This window comes from Haemophilus haemolyticus, from assembly GCF_003490935.1.
In the GTDB taxonomy this organism is placed as follows: Bacteria; Pseudomonadota; Gammaproteobacteria; order Enterobacterales; family Pasteurellaceae; genus Haemophilus; species Haemophilus haemolyticus_M.
Window position 1 is genome coordinate 70,953 of the sequence record NZ_QQGD01000007.1, and the last position, 19,670, is coordinate 90,622.

Consider the following 19,670-nt stretch of genomic DNA (forward strand, 5'->3'; position numbering starts at 1 on the left):
GTAAAATGGAAAGTTATTAACAATTTTATTTTTGCTCAAAGTTACCAAGTGAGTAAAAACAGTTTTATGACAGATTATTTATGAGTTATCCACAGATAAAAATGAATTTTTATTGAAATCCCTATAATTTAGTTTTTTTAAACAATTAATTTTATTAAATGTAAGTTTTATGATTTGACTTTGTAGTTACTACAGGTTTTATGCTTCCTTCAAATCAAATAGTTAAGGAAATAAAATGAAAGAAGTTTCTATAGTAAAAAATTATACTCCTAAAGAATATCAGCAGCATGCATCTTGCCCTCATAGTCAAATCTCTAAAAATAAAATGGTATTAGGCATTAGTTTTGCAATTATTACCTTTTATATGGTTGTTGAATTTCTAGGGGGATATTGGTTTAACAGCCTTACTTTGATGGCTGATGCTGGGCATATGGCAAATGATAGTTTATCTATTTTTTTAGCATGGATTGGGTTATTTTTAAGTCTAAGATGGCAAAAATGGTTCGCTTTAATCAATGGAATTTCATTAGTTTGGGTCGCCATTTGGATTTTCATCGAGGCTATAACACGTTGGCAGGCTCCGATAGAAATAGCTGCTTTGCCAATGTTAGGTGTAGCTTTACTAGGGTTTGGGATTAATTTGTTGGTAGCTTTTATTATGCTAAAAAGTAATTGCCATAATTTGAATATTCGTGCAGCATATTTGCATGTTTTAGTAGATTTATTTGGTTCGGTTGTTGCTATTATTGCAGGCATAAGTGCTTATTGGTTAAATTGGCAATGGGTTGATGTAGTCGCTAGTGGTATTTTAAGTCTTTTTGTCTTATACAGCGGTATGTCCACAGTTTTTCAATCTGTTAAATCTTTGTATGATAGTAATACAAATTTCTTATTAAATGATCATTCTCATTAAAGTAAAAAATTGCTTGAGGAAATAATGAAAATTAACGAATTAAGTAAATCTACGCATACTAATATTGAAACTATCCGCTACTATGAAAAGCAAGGAGTATTGCAGCCACCTAAGCGATTGGCTAATGGTTATCGACATTATGATGAAGAAAGTGTAGAACAATTAAAATTCATCAAAAAATGTCGAACGTTGGGTTTCTCTTTAGAGAATATTAAGGCACTCAATCGTATTAAATTTAGTATGAAAGATCATTATCAGGCGGATCAATTAGTACTGAATCAACTGATCCAAGTGGAAAATAAAATATCTCAATTATTAGAAATCAAAGATTTTTTACAGTCTATTGTTACCGAAAGTGAACATAATGAAGAGGAATGTAAAGCAATAGAAGGATTGAAAAGCGAATGCAATTTGTAAAATAAAGAAGATAGATTTATAAAAATACTTAAAAATTTGACCGCACTTTAGAAAAAAATGCCGCCTAAACTTTGATATTCAGACGGCATTTTATTTTTCTAATTATTATTTAGATAAATCAATTTGATACACTGCAAAACCGATTTCGTCAGTACCCACTTGTTTCATTGGGTATTGTGCTTTTTCAGCGATAAATTTCGCCGCTTGTTCGCTTGGCGATGTTTCAAAACGGACATCTAATTTATCGTTACCTGTGATAGGCACAAAACGCCAGTTTTTATCCGCATTTGGATTGACTGAACCCTCTTTCTCACTAGTTGCTTTAATATAATCAGCCAAAATTTGACGGCTTTCATCAGGCGAAGCGTAAACAATATGTTGATCGCCAGTGCCTGGGAATTTATTACCGTAAGCACGATAGTTATTGGTTGCAATCAAAAATTCTGCTTTTGGATCAACTGGTTTACCTTGATAAGTGAGATTTACTACACGATGCGATTCAGGGTTGATTAACTTACATTCGCCATCGTAACGAGCAGGTTTGGTTAGATCGTATTCATAATTGACACCATCAATCACATCAAAGTTATAAGTGCGGAACCCTTCCCAATCAATTAATGATTGAGGTTCGTCACTTGCAGGGTCAATTTGTTTAAACATACCTGCACTGCATTCTAACCATTCTTTTAATTGTTCACCTGTCGCTTTAACAACCACTAATGTATTTGGATAGAGATATAAGTCTGCCGCATTACGGAAAGTTAATTCACCTTTATTTACTTCGGTATAACCTGTTGGGTCATTTTTACGACCGCCTGCTTTAAATGGTGCTCCCGCACTTAAAATAGGTAAGCCAGCCATTTCTGTCACACTTGGTGCCACTTTTTCAACGTATGCTTTTTGTGCTTGGTTTACAATTTGAATGGTTGGATCATCTTGCACTAATGCAAGATAGCTATACATATTATCTGTTGCTTTACCAATAGGTTGAGAAACAAATTTACGTGTCGCTTCGTGAACTGGTTTTAAAAGTGCGGTAATTTCTGGGTCATTTTTTGCAAGGGCTTTTTTGGTTTCTACATCATAAATTGGACGAAGAACCGCTTTTCCAGAGGTGACAATCCATTTGCCTTTGTGCTCTGTTAATCCTAAATCCACCACGCTGATATTATTTGCCCAGTAACCAGCCATACTTTCTGGTACACCTTTTACTGTACCATTTACGATGTCTGCATTTGGTGATTTCGCAAATTCTTTATTTGGGAATAAACGGTGTGAGTGACCAAAAATAACCGCATCAATATGTGGAACGTCTGCCAAATAGAATGCCGAGTTTTCAGCACCTTCTTTGTATGGTTCATCCGATGGGCCAGTGTGAGCTAATGCAACGATAATATCTGCCCCTTTTTTCTTCATTTCAGGGACATATTTTTGTGCTGTTTTTACAATATCACGGGTTTCCACTTTGCCTTGAAGGTTCGCTTTATCCCAAACTATAATTTGTGGCGGTACAAAACCGATATAACCGATTTTTAATTTATGTGTTTTGCCATTATTATCCACCACAGATTTTTCTTGAATGACATAAGGTGTGAAATAAGGTTCTTCTGTCCCTGCTTTTACTACGTTAGCATTCACAATCGGGAATTTAGCTTGTTTGATACTGTCAGCTAAATAATCTAAACCATAGTTAAATTCGTGGTTACCTAACGTTCCTACTTCATAATGCATAGCATTTAAGCAATCAACCGCAGGGTTAGATTTGCCTTCTTTATAGCCTTGTGCAGCTTGATAGTCTGCAATTGGATTACCTTGAATTAGGTCACCGTTATCTACTAATACACTATTTTTCACTTCAGCACGTGCTTGACGAATAAGGCTTGCTGCACGAGTAAACCCGAATTTATCGGTTGGTGCATCTTTATAATAGTCAAAATCGGTCAAGAAACTATGAATATCTGTTGTTGCCACAATGCGTAGATCAACATCGCTCTTTCCTTTTGCTATCGCAAAACGGTTTGCACTTAATGCAAGAATACTGCTTGCACCGATTTGAATAAAATGACGTCTATTAATCATTGAGTTTTCCTTATAAGGTGAGTAGATATTGCCTTTATTCTAAGAAAAATAGGAGATTCTTAAAAGAAAGGAGTAAAAATATTTTTATTTAATTAAGCTAATAATCTTTGTACTAAAGATGTATAAATATTAACCCCAGTAAGCAATTGATTTTCATCAAAATCAAATTCAGCTTCATGATGACCTGCTGTGCGATCTGCACCAAGAATGAAGTAAATAGCTTTGCCTCCGTGTTCTTGTACACGTCTACCTAAAATAGTCGCATCTTCACTTGCATTGAAAGCATAATCTGAATTTACGTTATTTATTTGTGGTTGTTCAAGGGATATTTCTTCGATGAGTTTTATAAGTTCAACATCGTTATTCATATCCACTGCTTCACCTACAATTTCAGTTTCATATGCAACATCAAAACTTATGGAAATACCTTTGGCTATTTGCATGACTTGTTCAGTCATGTATTCATTAATTGCTTTGTTTTCTCCCCGCACTTCTAATTGTAATTCAGCAGAAGATGGAATAACATTTCGTCCTTCACCCGCTTTTAGCACACCTACATTAATTCTTGTCATGCCTTCGCCATGGCGTGCAATACCATGAAGTTGAGTGACCGTATGCGCTGCAGCTAATAAGGCATTACGACCTAAATGGGGCGCAGCACCTGCGTGCGCAGGTTTACCTTTGTAGCGAATATCAATTTTTGTAGTGGAAAGAAAATTTCTTGGATTAGCAATAACTGTGCCTGTATTCGCGCAAAAACTAATGTGTGAAGAAGCAAAATAATCTGCATCATCAATTATGCCACTTTGTGCAATGGCTGCTGCACCTCGAACACCTTCTTCTGCTGGTTGGAATACAATTTTTACTTTTCCAGTGAGTTTATCTTTGTTCTGAGCGATCCATAATGCAACGCCTAAACCTATTGTAATATGTGAATCATGTCCACAAGCATGCATAAATCCATCGTTAATTGAGGCAAAACCTTCTTTATTTGGAATATGCTCGGATGAGCGAGTTTCCGTTACATTCACACAGTCTATGTCAAAGCGTAATGCAATAGTTTTTCCTGGTTTACCTGAATCAAATAATGCTACACAACCAGTGTACCCTTCCATTTTTTCGAGCCATTTTTCATTGGCTCCATAGGCTTTTGCATTAGCTAAACCTTTATCTACTACGGCTTGTTTTCGTCCACGAACAAAGTCTGGATTTATAATTTGTTTGCCAAGAAAAATTTCAAAACAACCTAAGTCTTCCAAGTAATCCGCAATGCGAGAAGTTGTCCAAAATTCACTCCAGCCAATTTCTGGAAAACGATGAAATTCACGACGCCATTTAATGAGTTGATTTAAATCTAAGTTCATTTTTTTCTTCCTTTAAAAGTCTATAAAAACAGACCGCACTTAAAAAAAGTGCGGTCAATTTTTTACTATTTTTACAACATAAATAATGCTAAGAATAAAACAGCAAGTATCATGCCTGGTGCGGTACGTTTTACCATTTCTACTGGACTTACCATCGCAAGTCCTGCACAAACAATAGTTACGCCTGCAATTGGTGAAGCTGTACGACCAATTGCACCAGCAATGGCTGCTGCCATACCAAGATTTACATGAGTGTAACCGAGCTCTACAGCATGTGGCGTGACAGCAGTGTTAAAGGCAATCGCTGCTGCATCGCCAGAGCCTGTAATTAAGCCCATTAAGAATGGTCCAATTGTTGCACCCCAACGTACAAATTCGTTGGATTCTTTTAAGAAAGAAATTGCAGCATCTACTGCGCCCGTAGATTTTAATCCTGCTACAAATACACTGGCTGCAATGATGATACCAAGTACGTTTGCATAAGAATTTCCCATACCATTGAAAAATTCTTCAGTGATTTTTACTGGGGAAATGCGAGTGACGATAATGCCGTAAATTGCGCCAATAAGCATCGCTTGAGGCACACCCATTTTAGTCCATTCAAGACCTGGTACTTGTTGTAATGAGGTTCCACCAATTACTAAAATAACTAATGGTATTAATGGTGCAAGGGCATAAAGTACATTGACGCCTTTAACAACTTTAATTTCACTTTCTTTTTGTTCTGCAAGATAAGCTTGGCGATGTTGTTCACCATAATCTTTAAAAACAAGCGCAAGAATTGTTAAAACTACAGCACCTATTGCTCCTGCAATCATGCTATATGGCGCATGTGAAAGGTTTACTTGAGTGATAGTTAAGCCTGACATTTCACTAATCATTGCTGAGTGAGAAGAACCCGGGCTCATCATTGATCCAAAAGTCCCTGCTAAAATAGCTGCACCAGCAGTAGCTGGTCGAACACCCGCACTTTTTAAAACGGGAATTAATGTTGCGCCAACCGCAGCAGCACAACCAGCAGCAGAAGGAATAGCAATATTGATGAAAAAGGTGATAACTGTTGCAATCGGAATTAAGAAGAATTTTAATCCGCTTAATGGTTTGGTAAGTAAATGCACTAGATGAGTATCACATTGAGAGTATTTCATCACGTAAGCAAAACCCATACTAGAACAGATAGCCATAATTAATCCGCCAGATGTCATGCTTTTGGCAAAAGCATCTAATGCGCCCATTGGATTAAGCGTCAGAATGGACATTATTAAACCGACACCAATCAAAACGGTTCGGGTTTCGGCTTTTTTAATCAGAAAATAAATTGTGGCAATAATGCCAATCACTGCAACGATGGATTTAAATAATTCCATTATATGTTCCTTTTAAGTTAATAAGAAAAAGTTGTATTGATGTCAAATGTGCCATATTCCATATTTTCACTGAAGCACAAAATAGGATTTTCACCCAACACAGTTGCCATTTCATTTTGTATATGAAGTGCAGAACCTTCAGGTAAGGCATATACAAATGCAGTTGGATTAACGAGTAAAAATTCTGCCAAACGTTCTTCTCGGCTTTCACCATTGTGGTCTTGCATTTTACCTGAAATAAAGTGCGGATTAATTTGATGAGGAAAAAGCTGTAATGCTTGAAATGAAGGAGGATAAGTAATCGGCATATCATTAGTTGTCATAATAGATGCGCCAGCTACATTGGCCCCAGCGCTCCAACCAAAATAAGGTGTACCGTTATTCACTTTTTTACGAATGATATCAATCAAATTGTGTTCATAAAGCTGTTTTAACAAACAAAATGTATTCCCGCCGCCAATAGCGATGATATCTGCTTGTTCAATGATATCTCGATGCTGTTTACCATGATGAACGGAAACAATATTCATCCCTAAATCAGAAAGTGCATTTTTCACAGTTTTTTCATATTCATCAAAAGTGCGGCGTACCCCAGCATAAGGCACAAAAGCAATTGTTTTACCATGATAATCAGCCAAGAAATTTTGTAACCAAGGTATGGTGTGTTCAAGATAACCTGTGTTCTTGTATTTTGAGCTACTGAGCAGTAACATGTTTTTCATTTTCCACTCCTTTTTAGAGGCATTTAGCAATACCGATATTAAGCTTAGAAAAGGTTAATTTTCAACGAAAAATTATTATTGTTTGACGAATATCAAAAAATAAACTGTGTCAGGAGAAAACTATGTCAATTAATCTTAATCGTGTTCAAAATTTAATTGAAAAACTGGCTTTTATTTCATCAGTACCAAACGAGTTGACTCGCTTAGCTTTTACAGAGGAGGATGAAAAGGCCCATAATATGATTATTGAATTATGTAAAGAATATGATTTATCTATTCGTCGAGATTCAATTGGAAATCTTTTTATTCGTAAGGCAGGTAAAGAAGATTTTTTACCTGCAGTTGCATTCGGATCACATATTGATACTGTTGTGAATGCTGGTAAATTTGATGGTCCTTTGGGATCTGTCGCTGGGTTGGAAATTCTTTTGCAATTATGTGAACAGAATATTCAGACTCGTTATCCTTTAGAATTGATAATTTTTACTTGTGAAGAATCGAGTAGATTTAATTTTGCTACATTGGGTAGTAAAGTTATGTGCGGCATAGTAAATCAAGAAAAATTAAGTTCGTTACGTGATAAACAAGGAAAGGGTTTATCAGAAGCTATGGCTGAAGTAGGAATGAATTTTAATTTGGTTAATCAAGCAAAACGTGATGCAAAGGAATTTAAATGTTTTTTTGAACTTCATATAGAACAAGGCCCTCGTTTAGAGAATGAAGGAAAAACAATAGGTGTTGTGACAGGTATTGCTGCTCCGATTCGTGCAATTGTTAAAATTAAAGGACAAGCGGATCATTCGGGGGCAACAGCAATGTATTATCGTCATGATGCATTGTTAGGAGGCGCTGAATTATCACTTGCTATTGAGAAAGCGGCCATTCAAGCTGGACATTCTACTGTAGCCACTGTAGGTAATATTACAGCTAAACCAGGAGTAATGAATGTTGTGCCAGGATATTGCGAATTATTAGTAGATATTCGAGGTACATATGTACAAGCTAGAGATTCTGTATTTGAATTATTACAAGAGGAAATTAGTAAAGTTTCAGAAAAAAGAGGATTATTAATTGAGTTACAACTTATTTCAAAGGATAATCCTATAGTATTACCTGAAAATATGGTAAACCAAATAGCTGAAACTGCACATTCCTTTGGTTATTCTTACGAAATAATGCCAAGTGGTGCTGGACATGATGCCATGCATATGGCAACACTTTGTCCGACAGGTATGATTTTTGTTCCATCTCATTTGGGAATTAGTCATAACCCTCTTGAATTTACTGATTGGAAAGATATAGAAGCAGGAATTAAAGTTTTACAAAAAGTTATATTAGAACAGGCTGAAGTTTGTTAATTGTTATAAAAAAACTCGTATTAATAATACGAGTTTTTTTATAAAGGCAATTCAGTTGTTGACTTAACCGTTTTTAGAGTAACTTCTGATTTTAAGGTTTTAATGCCAAGCCTGGAATTGAGATAGGTGGTTTTAATGTGGTTAAATTCTTCTAAATCTGATACACAAAGTTTAAGAAGAAAATCGAAAGTTCCTGCCATAAAATGACATTCGATGATCTGTGGGATTAATTTTACCTCAAAAATAAACCGCTCTTTTAATTCTGGATCTTCTTCAAAGAAAGAACCTAATGCATAAACGATAAGATTACAATTTACTTTCTTGGGATTCAATAAGGCTACATAGTTATCAATTACGCCGCTTTCTTCTAAGTGATTCACTCGACGTAAACAAGCTGAATTGGAGAGTCCTATTTCGTTAGCTAATTCATTATTTTGTAATCGACCATTTCGTTGTAATGCTTTAAGAATACGAGTATCGATATTATCGAAATATTTTTTAAGCATAGTAAATCCTTTTTATGCTAACAAAAAAGATAACTTATTATAAAAGAAACCGCCTAGAAAAACTGTGATCTAGGCGGCAATTTGACTAATTAGTTAAACACTATATAAAGATACTTGTACTACCAATAAAATGGAGCCAATTAGCAATAAGCATCCAATCATTGGCATCACGAATTTAACCCATCTATCAAATGGAATGTGCAACATTTGGAGTGTCACCAAAACTAATCCTGTAGGTGCCAAGAATAGCATTGCATATTGTCCCCAGTTGTAAGCGGAAACCACGATATCGCGTGGAATACCCACTGAGTCAGCAAGTGGCGCCATAATTGGCATTGAAAGTACAGCTAAACCAGAAGAAGACGGTACGATTAAACCTAGGAAAATAAATACGACTAATTGGCCTAAGATGAATACGCTACCCGGCATACCACTAACCACATTAGACATATAATCAAGGATGGTGTCAGAAATCATACCTTGTTCGAGCACTAAGTTTACGCCACGAGCAAGACCAATGATTAATGATACGCCTACTAATTCTGATGCACCTTCAGTGAAAGATTCCACAATATCTTTTTCAGACAAGCCACTGATAAACATAATGATGATAGTAATGGCAAGGAAAGATGCAGCCATTTGAGGGAACCACCATCCGCCAACCATTACACCCCAAATCATAATAGGGAATGCAATACAGAAAAGCGTTAAGATTAATTTGCGACGAGCTGAGAATGCGATAGTTGCATTTGGATCAAAGTTCTTCATATAACGTTGGCGAAATTCTTCGCGATCGTCATAAGTGAAAGAAAAACTTGGGTCAGCTTTGATTTTTTTACAGTACCAATAAAGATATGCGATTACGCAAGTTGAGCCTAAAACTAAACCTAGAGCACGGAAACCAATACCTTCAGTAAATTGAATACCAGCTGCATTTGATGCGATAACAACGGAGAATGGGTTAATTGTAGAGAATGCAGTTCCCATAGATGAAGCAAGGAATATAGCCCCTACGCAGACTATTGCATCATATCCCAGAGCCAAGAATACAGGCACCAGAATTGGATAGAATGCCACTGCTTCTTCTTCAATACCGCATGTTGTACCGCCTAACACCATTAAAACAGATACGCTGAATACAATAAAAAACTCATTGCCTTTGGTTTTCTTCGCAAGAGCCATCAAACCGGCATTAAAAGAACCAGTACGGTTAATGACACCAATCATCCCTCCCAATACGAAGATAAAGACCATGACATCAACAGCTTCTATGGTTCCTTCCACCATACTTTTGGTGATGTCTTCAATGCCTTTGTGGTGTTGTTCTACACGTTGATAGGTACCTGGAATAGCGATTGGTTTTTTGATCACGCCTTCGGTGAAGTTGGAGAGTTTTATTTTGATATTGAGATTATCAAGCGTGTCTGTTGTGGCGGGATAGGTTTTATCGTCAACGCCGTAAGCTTTGACCACAAAAACATTATCAGTGGAGTTATATGTTAATTTTGAATATGAACCAGATGGAATTACCCAGGTCAATCCAACAGCGAGAATTAATATTGCAAATAAAATGGTAAACGCTGATGGGAAATTAAACGTTTTCTTCTTTTTGGACGCATCCATAGCGAGCTCCTTATGTGTAACGTTTAAAGTGCGGTTGGTAAAAACATCGGTTAAACCGACCGCACTTTTTACTTTGAGAATGACTTCTCAAAGTTCTTTTATTATTTAAGCATAATAGGATATGCCTTCAGCTTTTTTCGTAATACGAGTACCAGCTTTTCCTTTCACAATGTCCACAATATCAGATAAAGAGCCTATTACTGCATCTTTTCCTGTTTGTTTTGCAAAGTTGATTGCGGCTTGTACTTTCGGTCCCATAGAACCTGCTGCAAAACCAAGTTCTGAAATTGCTTCAGGTGAGGCAACTGAAATTGCTTTTTGGGTTGGTTTTCCCCAATCTACAAAGGTTGCGGAAACATCAGTTGCGATGATGAATAAGTCCGCATCAAGATTTTCTGCAAGTAAAGCAGAACATAAATCTTTGTCGATAACGGCTTCAACACCTTGTAAATTATGGTTTTCATCATAATAGGTCGGGATACCACCTCCACCCGCACAAATTACGATACTGCCTTTTTCAAGCAACCATTTTACCGGACGAATTTCAAAAATACGTTTTGGCAATGGACTTGGCACAACGCGACGATATTTATCACCATCTTGTGCGATAGACCAATTTTTTTCTTTTGCCAAACGTTCAGCTTCTTCTTTCGTATAAACAGGGCCAATTGGTTTAGTTGGATTTTTAAAAGCTGGGTCGTTGATATCAACTTCTACTTGAGATAATAAAGTTGCAAATGGCACTTCAAATGGAACTAAATTACCGAGTTCTTGTTGAATCATATAACCAATCATTCCTACTGATTCTGCACCTAATACATCTAAAGGATAGGTTGGTACATCAGTATAGGCAGCGCCTTGTAAGGCGAGTAAACCCACTTGTGGGCCATTACCGTGCGCAATTACTAATTCATTATTTGGCCAAATCTTAGCAATTTGCTCACAAGCAATGCGAACATTTTGTCGTTGATTTTCGGCTGTCAGCGGCTCTCCGCGTCGTAATAACGCATTACCGCCTAATGCAATTACTATTCTCATACGTTCTCCTTATGCCAAACTTGCAACCATTACTGCTTTAATTGTGTGCATACGGTTTTCTGCTTGTTCAAATGCAATGTTCATTGGAGATTCAAATACGTCTTCAGTTACTTCAATACCATTAGCTAATTCAGGATATTTTTCAGCAATTTGACGACCAACTTTGGTTTCACTGTTATGGAAGGCTGGTAAGCAGTGCATAAATTTCACTTTTGGATTACCAGTGCGTTTCATTAATTCTGGTGTTACTTGATAAGGAAGTAATAATTTAATGCGTTCGCCCCAAGTTTCTAATGGTTCACCCATTGAAACCCACACATCAGTATGGACAAAATCTACACCTTTCACCGCTTTGTCGATATCTTCAGTTACAGTTATACGAGCGCCACTTTCTTTCGCAAATTTTTCGCACATTTCCACAAGACTTGCTTCTGGTAATAATGCTTTAGGTCCACAAATACGAACATCCATACCTAATTTTGCGCCAATTAATAAAAGTGAATTACCCATGTTATTGCGAGCATCTCCAATATATACATAGCTAATTTCGCTTAATGGTTTGTCGCAATGTTCAATCATGGTAAGTACGTCGGCAAGCATTTGTGTTGGGTGGAATTCATCGGTTAAACCATTGAATACTGGCACACCAGCATAATCAGCAAGTTCTTGAACGATACTTTGTTTAAAGCCACGATATTCAATGCCATCATACATTCTGCCTAATACGCGAGCGGTATCTTTCATACTTTCTTTGTGGCCAATTTGAGAGGAGTTAGGGTCGATGTAGGTGACTTGTGCGCCTTGATCATGAGCGGCGACTTCGAATGCACAGCGTGTGCGGGTGGAGGTTTTTTCAAAGATGAGAGCGATATTTTTTCCTTTTAATTTTTGTTGTTCTGTGCCTGCATATTTGGCTCGTTTCAAATCTCGGGAGAGATCTAAGAGATATTTAATTTCACGTTCTGTGTGATGAACAAGACTAAGTAAATGTCTATTTTTCATATTGAAAGCCATAATAATCTCCTTGTTTTTTGACTATCCATTGGGGAATAAACATACATCATTCGAGATACTGCTTGTCGTTCGAACAGTTGCATTATAAGAGAAATAAAATGAAATTTGTTATCGTTTTTCAACTGGTAATGCCAATATATAGAACTTTATTGCGTGGTTTTTAGTATTGTTAGAATTTATGTTCTTTTAAATAAAAATAGATTAACTTGTTATTGGTATTTTAATCTAGATCAAACAAATTCTAATTAATCAAAATTTCCTTTTGTATCTAATAGAAAAAAGGTTTTATCATTTTTTTATAAATCTGAGTGATTTTATCGGGTTTATAACGAAACTTTCTATTCTAATCAAAAGGACTTAATTATGTACTGCGTACAATGCGAACAAACAATGCGTACACCAGTGGGTAACGGTTGTAGTTACTCTCAAGGAATGTGCGGTAAAACTGCGGAAACTTCTGATTTACAAGACCTACTTGTTGCAACTCTGCAAAGCTTATCTGCTTGGGCTATTCAAGCGAGAGATTTAGCTATTATCGATAATGAAATTGATGCTTTTACGGCACAAGCATTTTTTTCTACCTTGACTAATGTAAACTTTGATTCTCAACGTATAGTTGAATATGCACAACAAGCCATAGCTTATCGCGATAATTTAATGAAACGTTGCCGTACATTAAATCCAAGTATTGATATAAACCATCCATTAGCTCATTTACAGCTTGAAGGTGCAACGATTTCTGATTTAACAAAACAAGCTGCGAATTTTGCCCTAAATTCTGACCACACTTTGATTGGGGAAGAAGTACATGGCGTGCGTATGCTTTGTTTATACGGTTTAAAAGGTGCGGCTGCTTATATGGAACATGCTCATGTTTTAGGTAAATTTGATAATGAGGTATATCGTCAATTCCATGAGTTTATGGCGTGGCTAGGAACGAACCCAAGTGATCTAAATGAATTGTTAGAAAAGGCACTTGGCATCGGTAATATGAATTTTCAAGTAATGAGTTTATTAGATGCGGGTGAAACAGAAGCGTTTGGTCATCCTGTTCCAGCAACGGTAAATGTGAAGCCTGTTGCAGGAAAATGTATTTTAATTTCTGGTCATGATTTAAAAGATTTAAAAGCACTTTTAGAACAAACGGAAGGAACAGGGATAAATATTTACACTCATGGTGAAATGTTGCCTGCGCATGGTTACCCAGAATTGAAAAAATATAACCATTTGGTTGGTAACTATGGAAGTGGTTGGCAAAATCAGCAGAAAGAATTTGCGAAATTCCCTGGTCCTGTAATTATGACCTCTAACTGTATTATTGATCCTAATGTTGGTAATTACGCAGATCGTATTTATACCCGTAGCATTGTGGGCTGGCCTGGTGTAACGCACATTGAAGATCGTGATTTCAGTCAAGTTATCGCGAAAGCACAAGAAATGGCAGGATTCCCTTATGATGAGTTAGAACACAAAATTACCGTTGGGTTTGGTCGTCAAACTTTATTAGATGCTTCAGATGCGGTGATTAATCTTGTTGCTGGTGGAAAATTACGTCATGTTTTCTTAGTGGGCGGTTGTGATGGTAGCAAAGGTGAACGTAGCTATTACACTGATTTTGCTCGTCAAGTACCGGAAGATTGTGCGATTTTAACTTTAGGTTGTGGTAAATATCGTTTTAATAAATTAGATTTTGGCGCTATTGATGGGTTACCTCGCTTGTTAGATGTTGGGCAATGTAATGATGCGTATTCTGCGATAATGCTTGCTGTAAATCTTTCTCAAAAACTGGGTATTAGCGTTAACGAATTACCATTAACACTTGTGCTTTCTTGGTTTGAGCAAAAAGCTATTGTTATTTTGCTTACCTTATTGGCATTAGGTGTTAAAAATATCTATACAGGGCCGACTGCACCAGCATTTTTAAATGATAATGTGATGGCATTATTAAATGAAAAATTCGGTTTGCGCGGTTTGACAACACCTGAACAAGATATGGCAGAAGCTTTAGCTAAATAACATTTCATAGAAAAGTGCGGTCGATTTTTTAATTTGTAGTATTAGTTTTATAAACATTTTAAAAATCCACCGCACTTTTTTCTATCTTCAAAGAGAAAATTCTATGTCAAATAATCAGAATCCGTTGTGTTATAACGAAATGCAGGTGCATTCTATTCATCAGGAAACTGATGATGTCTATACAATTGAATTAATAGCACAAGATTTTTACCCTTATGAGCCTGGTCAGTATGCTTTAGTGAGTATTCGTAATACACCAAATATTGTACGAGCTTATACGCTATCATCTACGCCAGGAATGAGCCGTTTTGTTACTTTAACCGTTCGTCGTATTAAAAACGGGGTTGGTTCTAATTGGATTACATCCGAAATTAAAGAAGGTGATCAAATTTGGCTATCCGATCCAATGGGTAAATTTACCTGTACCCGCATTGTAAGTGATCGATATTTACTTGTGGCTGGTGGATGTGGCGTTACGCCAATCATGTCTATGACTCGCTGGTTATTAAAAAATAAACCAGGTGTAGATGTGGTTGTATTCTATAGTGTCCATTCGCCTAAAGATGTTATTTTTAAACGAGAATGGGCATTACTGAAAGAACAATTTCCACAGTTAAAATTATTTATTAATGCTTCTATTGATGCGGGTGATGGCTTTATAGCTGGACGTTTAAATAGTCAAATGTTATCTGACCTTGTACCCAATATAGCTGATTATACGGTGCTTACTTGTGGCCCAGAAAGTTATATGAGTGATTTACGTGCGATGACAGAATCCCTTGGTATCCCATCCGAGCGTTTCTTTTTAGAGCAATTTCATTCTTCATCAGAAAATTGTATGTTAGATAATAGTAAACAAGTGACGCTTTCTATTACTAATCCAGTACCTCAAACTTTTTCTGTACCAGTTGGAAAAACATTGTTAGCTGCTTTGGAAGAACATAAAGCACCGATTATTGCAGCCTGTAGAGAAGGTATTTGTGGTTCTTGTAAAACTTTAGTAGTGAGTGGTGATTATGAAGTGAGTTCAAATGGACCGCTGACAGAAGGTGAAATTAAACAAGGTTATGTTTTAGCGTGCTGCTGTCAAATGAAAGGAAATATATCGGTTGATTTAATGCCTTAATCCTTAATAAAGTGCGGTTATTTTTATTACGGTTTTTTATACATTGATCTTGGACAAGGGCAATTTGTATATTTAGTGATATGATAACCGCAATTTATTTTTTGAGGTTTTTATGAATTTACCTTTTCGAGCAATGGTGTCTGATTTAGATGGCACACTTTTAACACCTGAACATTTAGTCGGTGATCTTACCATTGATACGTTGAGAGCATTAGAGCAAAACGGTGTGGATATCATTTTAGCAACAGGGCGTAACCATACTGATGTGTCATCCATTCTTGGAAAAATTGGTGCGGAACGTGCGGTTATGATTACATCAAATGGTGCTCGAGTACGGGATTTACAGGGTAATTTGCTTTATAGCAACAGCTTGCCTGAAGAGTTAGTTCTCGAGCTTTACAAAACGCCATTTGATACTTCCAAAGTATGCATGAATAGCTATCAAGATGAAGGTTGGTTTACTAATAAAGATATTCCTGCAATGCGTCAGTTCCATAAAGAATCTGGATTTGATTATAACGTAGTTGATTTTTTCAAACATCATGGACGTGGGACAGAAAAAGTCTTTTTTATTGGTAAAACTCCAGAAGATTTAGTTGAAGTAGAAACTTATTTACGAGATAAGTTTGGTGACGTAACGACAATTGTTTATTCAGCATTAGCTTGTTTGGAAGTAATGAATAAGAATGTTTCAAAAGGCGACGCATTAAAATATTTACTCGAATCACGAGAATATGAGTTAAAAGACTGTATTGCTTTTGGTGATGGAATGAATGATGTAGAAATGCTTTCTTGGTCTGGTAAAGGCTGTATCATGCAAGATGCGGATATTCGTTTAAAAAAATCTTGTCCAGAGTTAGATGTTATTGGCTCAAATAAAGAAGAATCAGTCGCTCGTTATTTGCGAACTCAATTTGGATTAGATGATTAATGCAGGAGTTATTATTCATAAGTTGTGGTGCAATATTAGGTGCGTCATTACGTTGGGCTATAGGATTGTTATTTAATCCTGTATTTTCTTCGTTTGCTTTTGGGACTTTAATTGCTAATTTGCTTGGTTGTTTAATTATTGGGGTATTACTTGGGCTTTTGGGGCAATTTCCACAAATTAGTTCTGAATGGCGATTATTTTTAATTACCGGTTTTTTAGGATCGCTAACTACATTTTCTTCTTTTTCTTCTGAAGTTGTGGAATTATTTTTTAATGACAAGTGGTTAAATGGATTTTGTGTATTGATGATGCATTTATTCGGGTGTTTAGCTATGACTGTATTGGGAATTTGGATATATAAAATTTGTTCTCAACTTTTACATTAATCCCATTCACTTTGGTTTTGCCCAATTAAATCAGCAAATTCATCGCTACGAAATCCGTGTGATAACATATATTGCCAAATTTTTTGTTTCATTTTAGGTGTTTGCTGTTCGTTGTAATTTGGGAATTTTTTACGTAACAAGTTCTCTGCCATTTCATACCAATCAATTTCTGATTCCATTAAAACTTCATCAATAATATCAGAAGACAGACCTTTTAATTGGAGTAATTCTTGTCGAATTCTTCCTACACCATAACCTTTTTGTGCGCGTGAATTTATATAATTTTCTGAAAAACGACGATCACTTTGCCAATTTTTTGCCTGGCATAAAGATAATGCATCATCAATTTCTTCTTCCGAAAAGTTCTTTTCCTGCATTTTATTGCGGAGCTCGAATTCACTATATTCTCTGCGAGAAAGAAGATTAACTATGTAATTAAAAGCAAGAGATGACAAGGAATGATTCCTTTATTTTTATTGAGTTGATATAAAGTGCGGTTAAAAATGACCGCACTTTTGGCGTTGATGATTTGATTTATTCAAAATCACTTTCTGATTCTGAACTATTTTCAGATTGTTCAATGTCAGCCATTAAAGCTTGTTCTGGATTAGCCACTAATTCTGCGCGTAAACGAGCTTCTAACTCATCTGCTTTTTCTGGATTTTCATTGAGCCATTTCATTGAGTTAGTTTTGCCTTGGCCAATTTTTTCTCCATTATAGGCATACCATGCACCTGATTTCTCTACAAGCTTGTGTTTTACACCAAGTTCTAATAATTCCCCTGCTTTTGAAATACCTTCGCCATAAAGAATTTGGAAATCTACTTGACGGAATGGTGCTGCTAGTTTGTTTTTTACTACTTTTACACGGGTTTCATTTCCAATAATATTTTCGCCATCTTTTACAGAACCAGTGCGACGAATATCCAAGCGAACAGAAGAATAGAATTTTAATGCATTACCGCCTGTGGTGGTTTCAGGATTACCAAACATCACACCTATTTTCATTCGGATTTGGTTAATAAATACAACTAAACAGTTTGCATTTTTAATTTGGCCAGTAAGTTTACGTAAAGCTTGTGACATTAAACGAGCTTGTAGCCCCATATGGGAATCCCCCATATCCCCTTCAATTTCAGCTTTTGGTGTCAGTGCGGCAACGGAGTCCACTATAATTACATCAATTGCGCCAGAGCGAACTAACGCATCGCAGATTTCAAGTGCTTGTTCACCATTATCTGGTTGAGAAACAAAAAGTTCTTTTACATCCACCCCAAGTTTTGCTGCATAAATAGGATCAAGGGCATGTTCTGCATCAATAAATGCACAGGTTTTTCCCGCTTTTTGAGCTTGAGCAATGACGGAAAGAGTTAATGTTGTTTTGCCAGATGATTCTGGTCCGAAAATTTCTACAATTCGTCCCATAGGTAAACCACCAATTCCTAGTGCAACATCTAAACCAAGTGATCCAGTAGAAATAGATTCTACATCTAACGTTTTGGTATCGCCTAACTTCATAATTGAGCCTTTACCAAATTGTTTTTCGATTTGTCCTAATGCTGCAGCTAGTGCTTTTTGTTTTTCTTCTTGAGTCGCCATAAGTGAATTCCTGTTTGAATGTTCAAGTTTTTTGTGATTATATCTGTATTGATGTACAGGTCAAGAAAAATATTCATATTTGGAAAAATATGGGATCTGTATTCCAAAAAAAGCAGAGCTAAACCTCAAAATGAGGGAGTTATGATAAAGTTTGTTAATTGAATTTTTAGGTTAAATTATATACAATACATAATAGTAAGAAAATTTTTAAATATAGTATATTTATATATAAACCAATTGTTTACATAAAAATAAATTTCAAATTTACGATCAGCTTCACAAATCTGAAATTTATTCTTAGTAAGATTAAAAACTTCATGATATAAACCAAATCAGAAGTACTTCTACTAACTCCTTTAAACTACTTATCCATATGAGGTTAATATGAACATAAAAGACGAGCATATAAATAATGTTTGCCTTCTATTAGATCAGTTGGTAGGAAATGTTACCTTTAAAAATCTTTTTACAGGTTACGGTTTGTTTCACAAGGAAGAGACAATGTTTGCCATTTGGCAGAATAAAAAACTTTATCTACGTGGTGAGGATGAACTTGCAATTCAATTAAGTAAATTAGGTTGTGAACCATTTACAACAAATGAGTTGAATAAGAGATTTGTACTTTCTCAATATTATGCGCTTTCAGATCAGGTGATGCGCAATAATATGTTGTGTAGAAAATTGATTATTCTTTCTATTCAGCAAATCCGCAATCAGAAGTTAGATCGTACTTTGAGAAAGCTAAATAGATTAAAGGATTTACCCAATTTAACTATCAAGCATGAAAGGGCGCTAATAAAAGTTGGCATTACTGATGTTGCTATGCTAAGAGAAATTGGTGCAGAAAATGCATTGGTGGAATTAAAGAAAAGAGGCAGCGGAGCAACTTTAGATTTTTATTGGAAGTTAGTATGTGCTTTGCAAAATAAAAATAGCCAATTTTTAAGTCAATCTGAAAAAGAGCGTTTATTAAAGAAATTAAATGAAATTTTGAGAAAGAATGGCTTGAAAGGCTATAGAAAATTAGATGACGAATAAAATTTGTTCATTCAAATAATTTTTTGTAAAAAGTACTTGCAAGGGTTTTGAAAATCCCTATAATGCACCGCACACAACGACGCACTGTTGTGAAGTATTTAAGTTTCCACGTGCGTCGTTGTTTTTTGCTCTTTAACAATGTATCAGACAATCTGTGTGGGCACTTGTTGATT

At 35.9% G+C, this 19,670-nt stretch carries 18 protein-coding genes; 8 read left to right on the forward strand and 10 right to left on the reverse strand.

Annotated features, from left to right (window positions below):
- Nucleotides 1–235 precede the first annotated feature (235 nt).
- Both DV417_RS08390 and DV417_RS08395 read left to right on the forward strand, forming a co-directional pair.
- Nucleotides 236–913, forward strand: coding sequence for a cation diffusion facilitator family transporter (locus DV417_RS08390; protein ID WP_118879359.1), 678 nt, complete (start codon nucleotides 236–238; stop codon nucleotides 911–913).
- Nucleotides 914–937: 24 nt separating this feature from the next.
- Nucleotides 938–1,330 carry a MerR family transcriptional regulator gene (locus tag DV417_RS08395; protein WP_118879360.1) on the forward strand — a complete coding sequence of 131 codons (393 nt, stop codon included), beginning with the start codon at nucleotides 938–940 and terminating at the stop codon, nucleotides 1,328–1,330.
- Between the two features lie 105 nt (nucleotides 1,331–1,435).
- Here DV417_RS08395 and cpdB read toward each other — a convergent pair whose 3' ends face one another.
- From cpdB to pepE, 4 genes are all read right to left on the reverse strand, one after another.
- Nucleotides 1,436–3,409, reverse strand: a complete 1,974-nt coding sequence (gene cpdB, locus DV417_RS08400) for a 2',3'-cyclic-nucleotide 2'-phosphodiesterase (protein ID WP_118879361.1) — start codon at nucleotides 3,407–3,409, stop codon at nucleotides 1,436–1,438.
- Between the two features lie 92 nt (nucleotides 3,410–3,501).
- The gene (locus DV417_RS08405) at nucleotides 3,502–4,773 is read right to left on the reverse strand and encodes a M20 family metallo-hydrolase (protein ID WP_118879362.1); all 1,272 of its coding nucleotides are present in this window, start codon (nucleotides 4,771–4,773) and stop codon (nucleotides 3,502–3,504) included.
- Between the two features lie 71 nt (nucleotides 4,774–4,844).
- Nucleotides 4,845–6,140, reverse strand: coding sequence for a C4-dicarboxylate transporter DcuC (gene dcuC / locus DV417_RS08410; RefSeq protein WP_118776334.1), 1,296 nt, complete (start codon nucleotides 6,138–6,140; stop codon nucleotides 4,845–4,847).
- A 17-nt stretch (nucleotides 6,141–6,157) separates the two neighbouring features.
- Entirely contained in the window at nucleotides 6,158–6,862 is a 705-nt protein-coding gene (gene pepE, locus DV417_RS08415) for a dipeptidase PepE (protein ID WP_192878574.1), read from the reverse strand.
- Between the two features lie 122 nt (nucleotides 6,863–6,984).
- On the opposite strand from pepE, the gene DV417_RS08420 reads away from it, so the two are divergent.
- The gene (locus DV417_RS08420; RefSeq protein WP_118879363.1) at nucleotides 6,985–8,220 is read left to right on the forward strand and encodes a Zn-dependent hydrolase; all 1,236 of its coding nucleotides are present in this window, start codon (nucleotides 6,985–6,987) and stop codon (nucleotides 8,218–8,220) included.
- Between the two features lie 38 nt (nucleotides 8,221–8,258).
- Here DV417_RS08420 and DV417_RS08425 read toward each other — a convergent pair whose 3' ends face one another.
- The 4 genes from DV417_RS08425 to DV417_RS08440 form a co-directional block, all read right to left on the reverse strand.
- Nucleotides 8,259–8,726 (reverse strand): Lrp/AsnC family transcriptional regulator, encoded by a 468-nt coding sequence (locus tag DV417_RS08425; protein ID WP_118879364.1) that lies wholly within the window; start codon nucleotides 8,724–8,726, stop codon nucleotides 8,259–8,261.
- A gap of 93 nt (nucleotides 8,727–8,819) precedes the next feature.
- Nucleotides 8,820–10,349, reverse strand: coding sequence for a YfcC family protein (locus DV417_RS08430; RefSeq protein WP_118879365.1), 1,530 nt, complete (start codon nucleotides 10,347–10,349; stop codon nucleotides 8,820–8,822).
- Nucleotides 10,350–10,454: 105 nt separating this feature from the next.
- Nucleotides 10,455–11,387 carry a carbamate kinase gene (arcC, locus tag DV417_RS08435; RefSeq protein WP_005632200.1) on the reverse strand — a complete coding sequence of 311 codons (933 nt, stop codon included), beginning with the start codon at nucleotides 11,385–11,387 and terminating at the stop codon, nucleotides 10,455–10,457.
- A 9-nt stretch (nucleotides 11,388–11,396) separates the two neighbouring features.
- Nucleotides 11,397–12,401 carry an ornithine carbamoyltransferase gene (locus tag DV417_RS08440; RefSeq protein WP_009499652.1) on the reverse strand — a complete coding sequence of 335 codons (1,005 nt, stop codon included), beginning with the start codon at nucleotides 12,399–12,401 and terminating at the stop codon, nucleotides 11,397–11,399.
- 363 nt (nucleotides 12,402–12,764) lie between these two features.
- On the opposite strand from DV417_RS08440, the gene hcp reads away from it, so the two are divergent.
- From hcp to crcB, 4 genes are all read left to right on the forward strand, one after another.
- Entirely contained in the window at nucleotides 12,765–14,417 is a 1,653-nt protein-coding gene (gene hcp, locus DV417_RS08445; protein WP_118879366.1) for a hydroxylamine reductase, read from the forward strand.
- A gap of 103 nt (nucleotides 14,418–14,520) precedes the next feature.
- A complete protein-coding gene (hcr, locus tag DV417_RS08450; RefSeq protein ID WP_118879367.1) occupies nucleotides 14,521–15,543 on the forward strand; it encodes an NADH oxidoreductase in 1,023 nt (340 codons plus the stop codon).
- Between the two features lie 112 nt (nucleotides 15,544–15,655).
- Nucleotides 15,656–16,474, forward strand: coding sequence for a Cof-type HAD-IIB family hydrolase (locus tag DV417_RS08455; protein WP_118879368.1), 819 nt, complete (start codon nucleotides 15,656–15,658; stop codon nucleotides 16,472–16,474).
- Nucleotides 16,474–16,860, forward strand: a complete 387-nt coding sequence (crcB, locus tag DV417_RS08460; protein ID WP_118879369.1) for a fluoride efflux transporter CrcB — start codon at nucleotides 16,474–16,476, stop codon at nucleotides 16,858–16,860. The genes DV417_RS08455 and crcB overlap by 1 nt, the downstream gene beginning before the upstream one ends.
- Here the strand turns inward: crcB and recX are convergent.
- Complete coding sequence (recX, locus tag DV417_RS08465) at nucleotides 16,857–17,315, reverse strand: recombination regulator RecX (protein WP_118879370.1); 459 nt, start codon at nucleotides 17,313–17,315, stop codon at nucleotides 16,857–16,859. The two genes, crcB and recX, sit on opposite strands and share 4 nt — an antisense overlap.
- 79 nt (nucleotides 17,316–17,394) lie before the next feature.
- Complete coding sequence (gene recA, locus DV417_RS08470) at nucleotides 17,395–18,459, reverse strand: recombinase RecA (RefSeq protein WP_009499645.1); 1,065 nt, start codon at nucleotides 18,457–18,459, stop codon at nucleotides 17,395–17,397.
- Between the two features lie 384 nt (nucleotides 18,460–18,843).
- On the opposite strand from recA, the gene tfoX reads away from it, so the two are divergent.
- On the forward strand, nucleotides 18,844–19,497 hold the full coding sequence (tfoX, locus tag DV417_RS08475) for a DNA transformation protein TfoX (RefSeq protein WP_118879371.1): 654 nt from the start codon (nucleotides 18,844–18,846) through the stop codon (nucleotides 19,495–19,497).
- Nucleotides 19,498–19,670 lie beyond the last annotated feature (173 nt).

Bases quoted from the DNA above. Each gene is read 5' to 3' on its own strand.
- DV417_RS08425 (WP_118879364.1), bottom strand. From the start codon at position 8,726: ATGCTTAAAAAATATTTCGATAATATCGATACTCGTATTCTTAAAGCA.
- DV417_RS08420 (WP_118879363.1), top strand. From the start codon at position 6,985: ATGTCAATTAATCTTAATCGTGTTCAAAATTTAATTGAAAAACTGGCT.
- DV417_RS08390 (WP_118879359.1), top strand. From the start codon at position 236: ATGAAAGAAGTTTCTATAGTAAAAAATTATACTCCTAAAGAATATCAG.
- pepE (WP_192878574.1), bottom strand. From the start codon at position 6,862: ATGAAAAACATGTTACTGCTCAGTAGCTCAAAATACAAGAACACAGGT.
- hcp (WP_118879366.1), top strand. From the start codon at position 12,765: ATGTACTGCGTACAATGCGAACAAACAATGCGTACACCAGTGGGTAAC.
- DV417_RS08430 (WP_118879365.1), bottom strand. From the start codon at position 10,349: ATGGATGCGTCCAAAAAGAAGAAAACGTTTAATTTCCCATCAGCGTTT.
- dcuC (WP_118776334.1), bottom strand. From the start codon at position 6,140: ATGGAATTATTTAAATCCATCGTTGCAGTGATTGGCATTATTGCCACA.
- DV417_RS08440 (WP_009499652.1), bottom strand. From the start codon at position 12,401: ATGGCTTTCAATATGAAAAATAGACATTTACTTAGTCTTGTTCATCAC.
- hcr (WP_118879367.1), top strand. From the start codon at position 14,521: ATGTCAAATAATCAGAATCCGTTGTGTTATAACGAAATGCAGGTGCAT.
- arcC (WP_005632200.1), bottom strand. From the start codon at position 11,387: ATGAGAATAGTAATTGCATTAGGCGGTAATGCGTTATTACGACGCGGA.
- DV417_RS08405 (WP_118879362.1), bottom strand. From the start codon at position 4,773: ATGAACTTAGATTTAAATCAACTCATTAAATGGCGTCGTGAATTTCAT.
- DV417_RS08455 (WP_118879368.1), top strand. From the start codon at position 15,656: ATGAATTTACCTTTTCGAGCAATGGTGTCTGATTTAGATGGCACACTT.
- tfoX (WP_118879371.1), top strand. From the start codon at position 18,844: ATGAACATAAAAGACGAGCATATAAATAATGTTTGCCTTCTATTAGAT.
- cpdB (WP_118879361.1), bottom strand. From the start codon at position 3,409: ATGATTAATAGACGTCATTTTATTCAAATCGGTGCAAGCAGTATTCTT.
- recA (WP_009499645.1), bottom strand. From the start codon at position 18,459: ATGGCGACTCAAGAAGAAAAACAAAAAGCACTAGCTGCAGCATTAGGA.
- DV417_RS08395 (WP_118879360.1), top strand. From the start codon at position 938: ATGAAAATTAACGAATTAAGTAAATCTACGCATACTAATATTGAAACT.
- crcB (WP_118879369.1), top strand. From the start codon at position 16,474: ATGCAGGAGTTATTATTCATAAGTTGTGGTGCAATATTAGGTGCGTCA.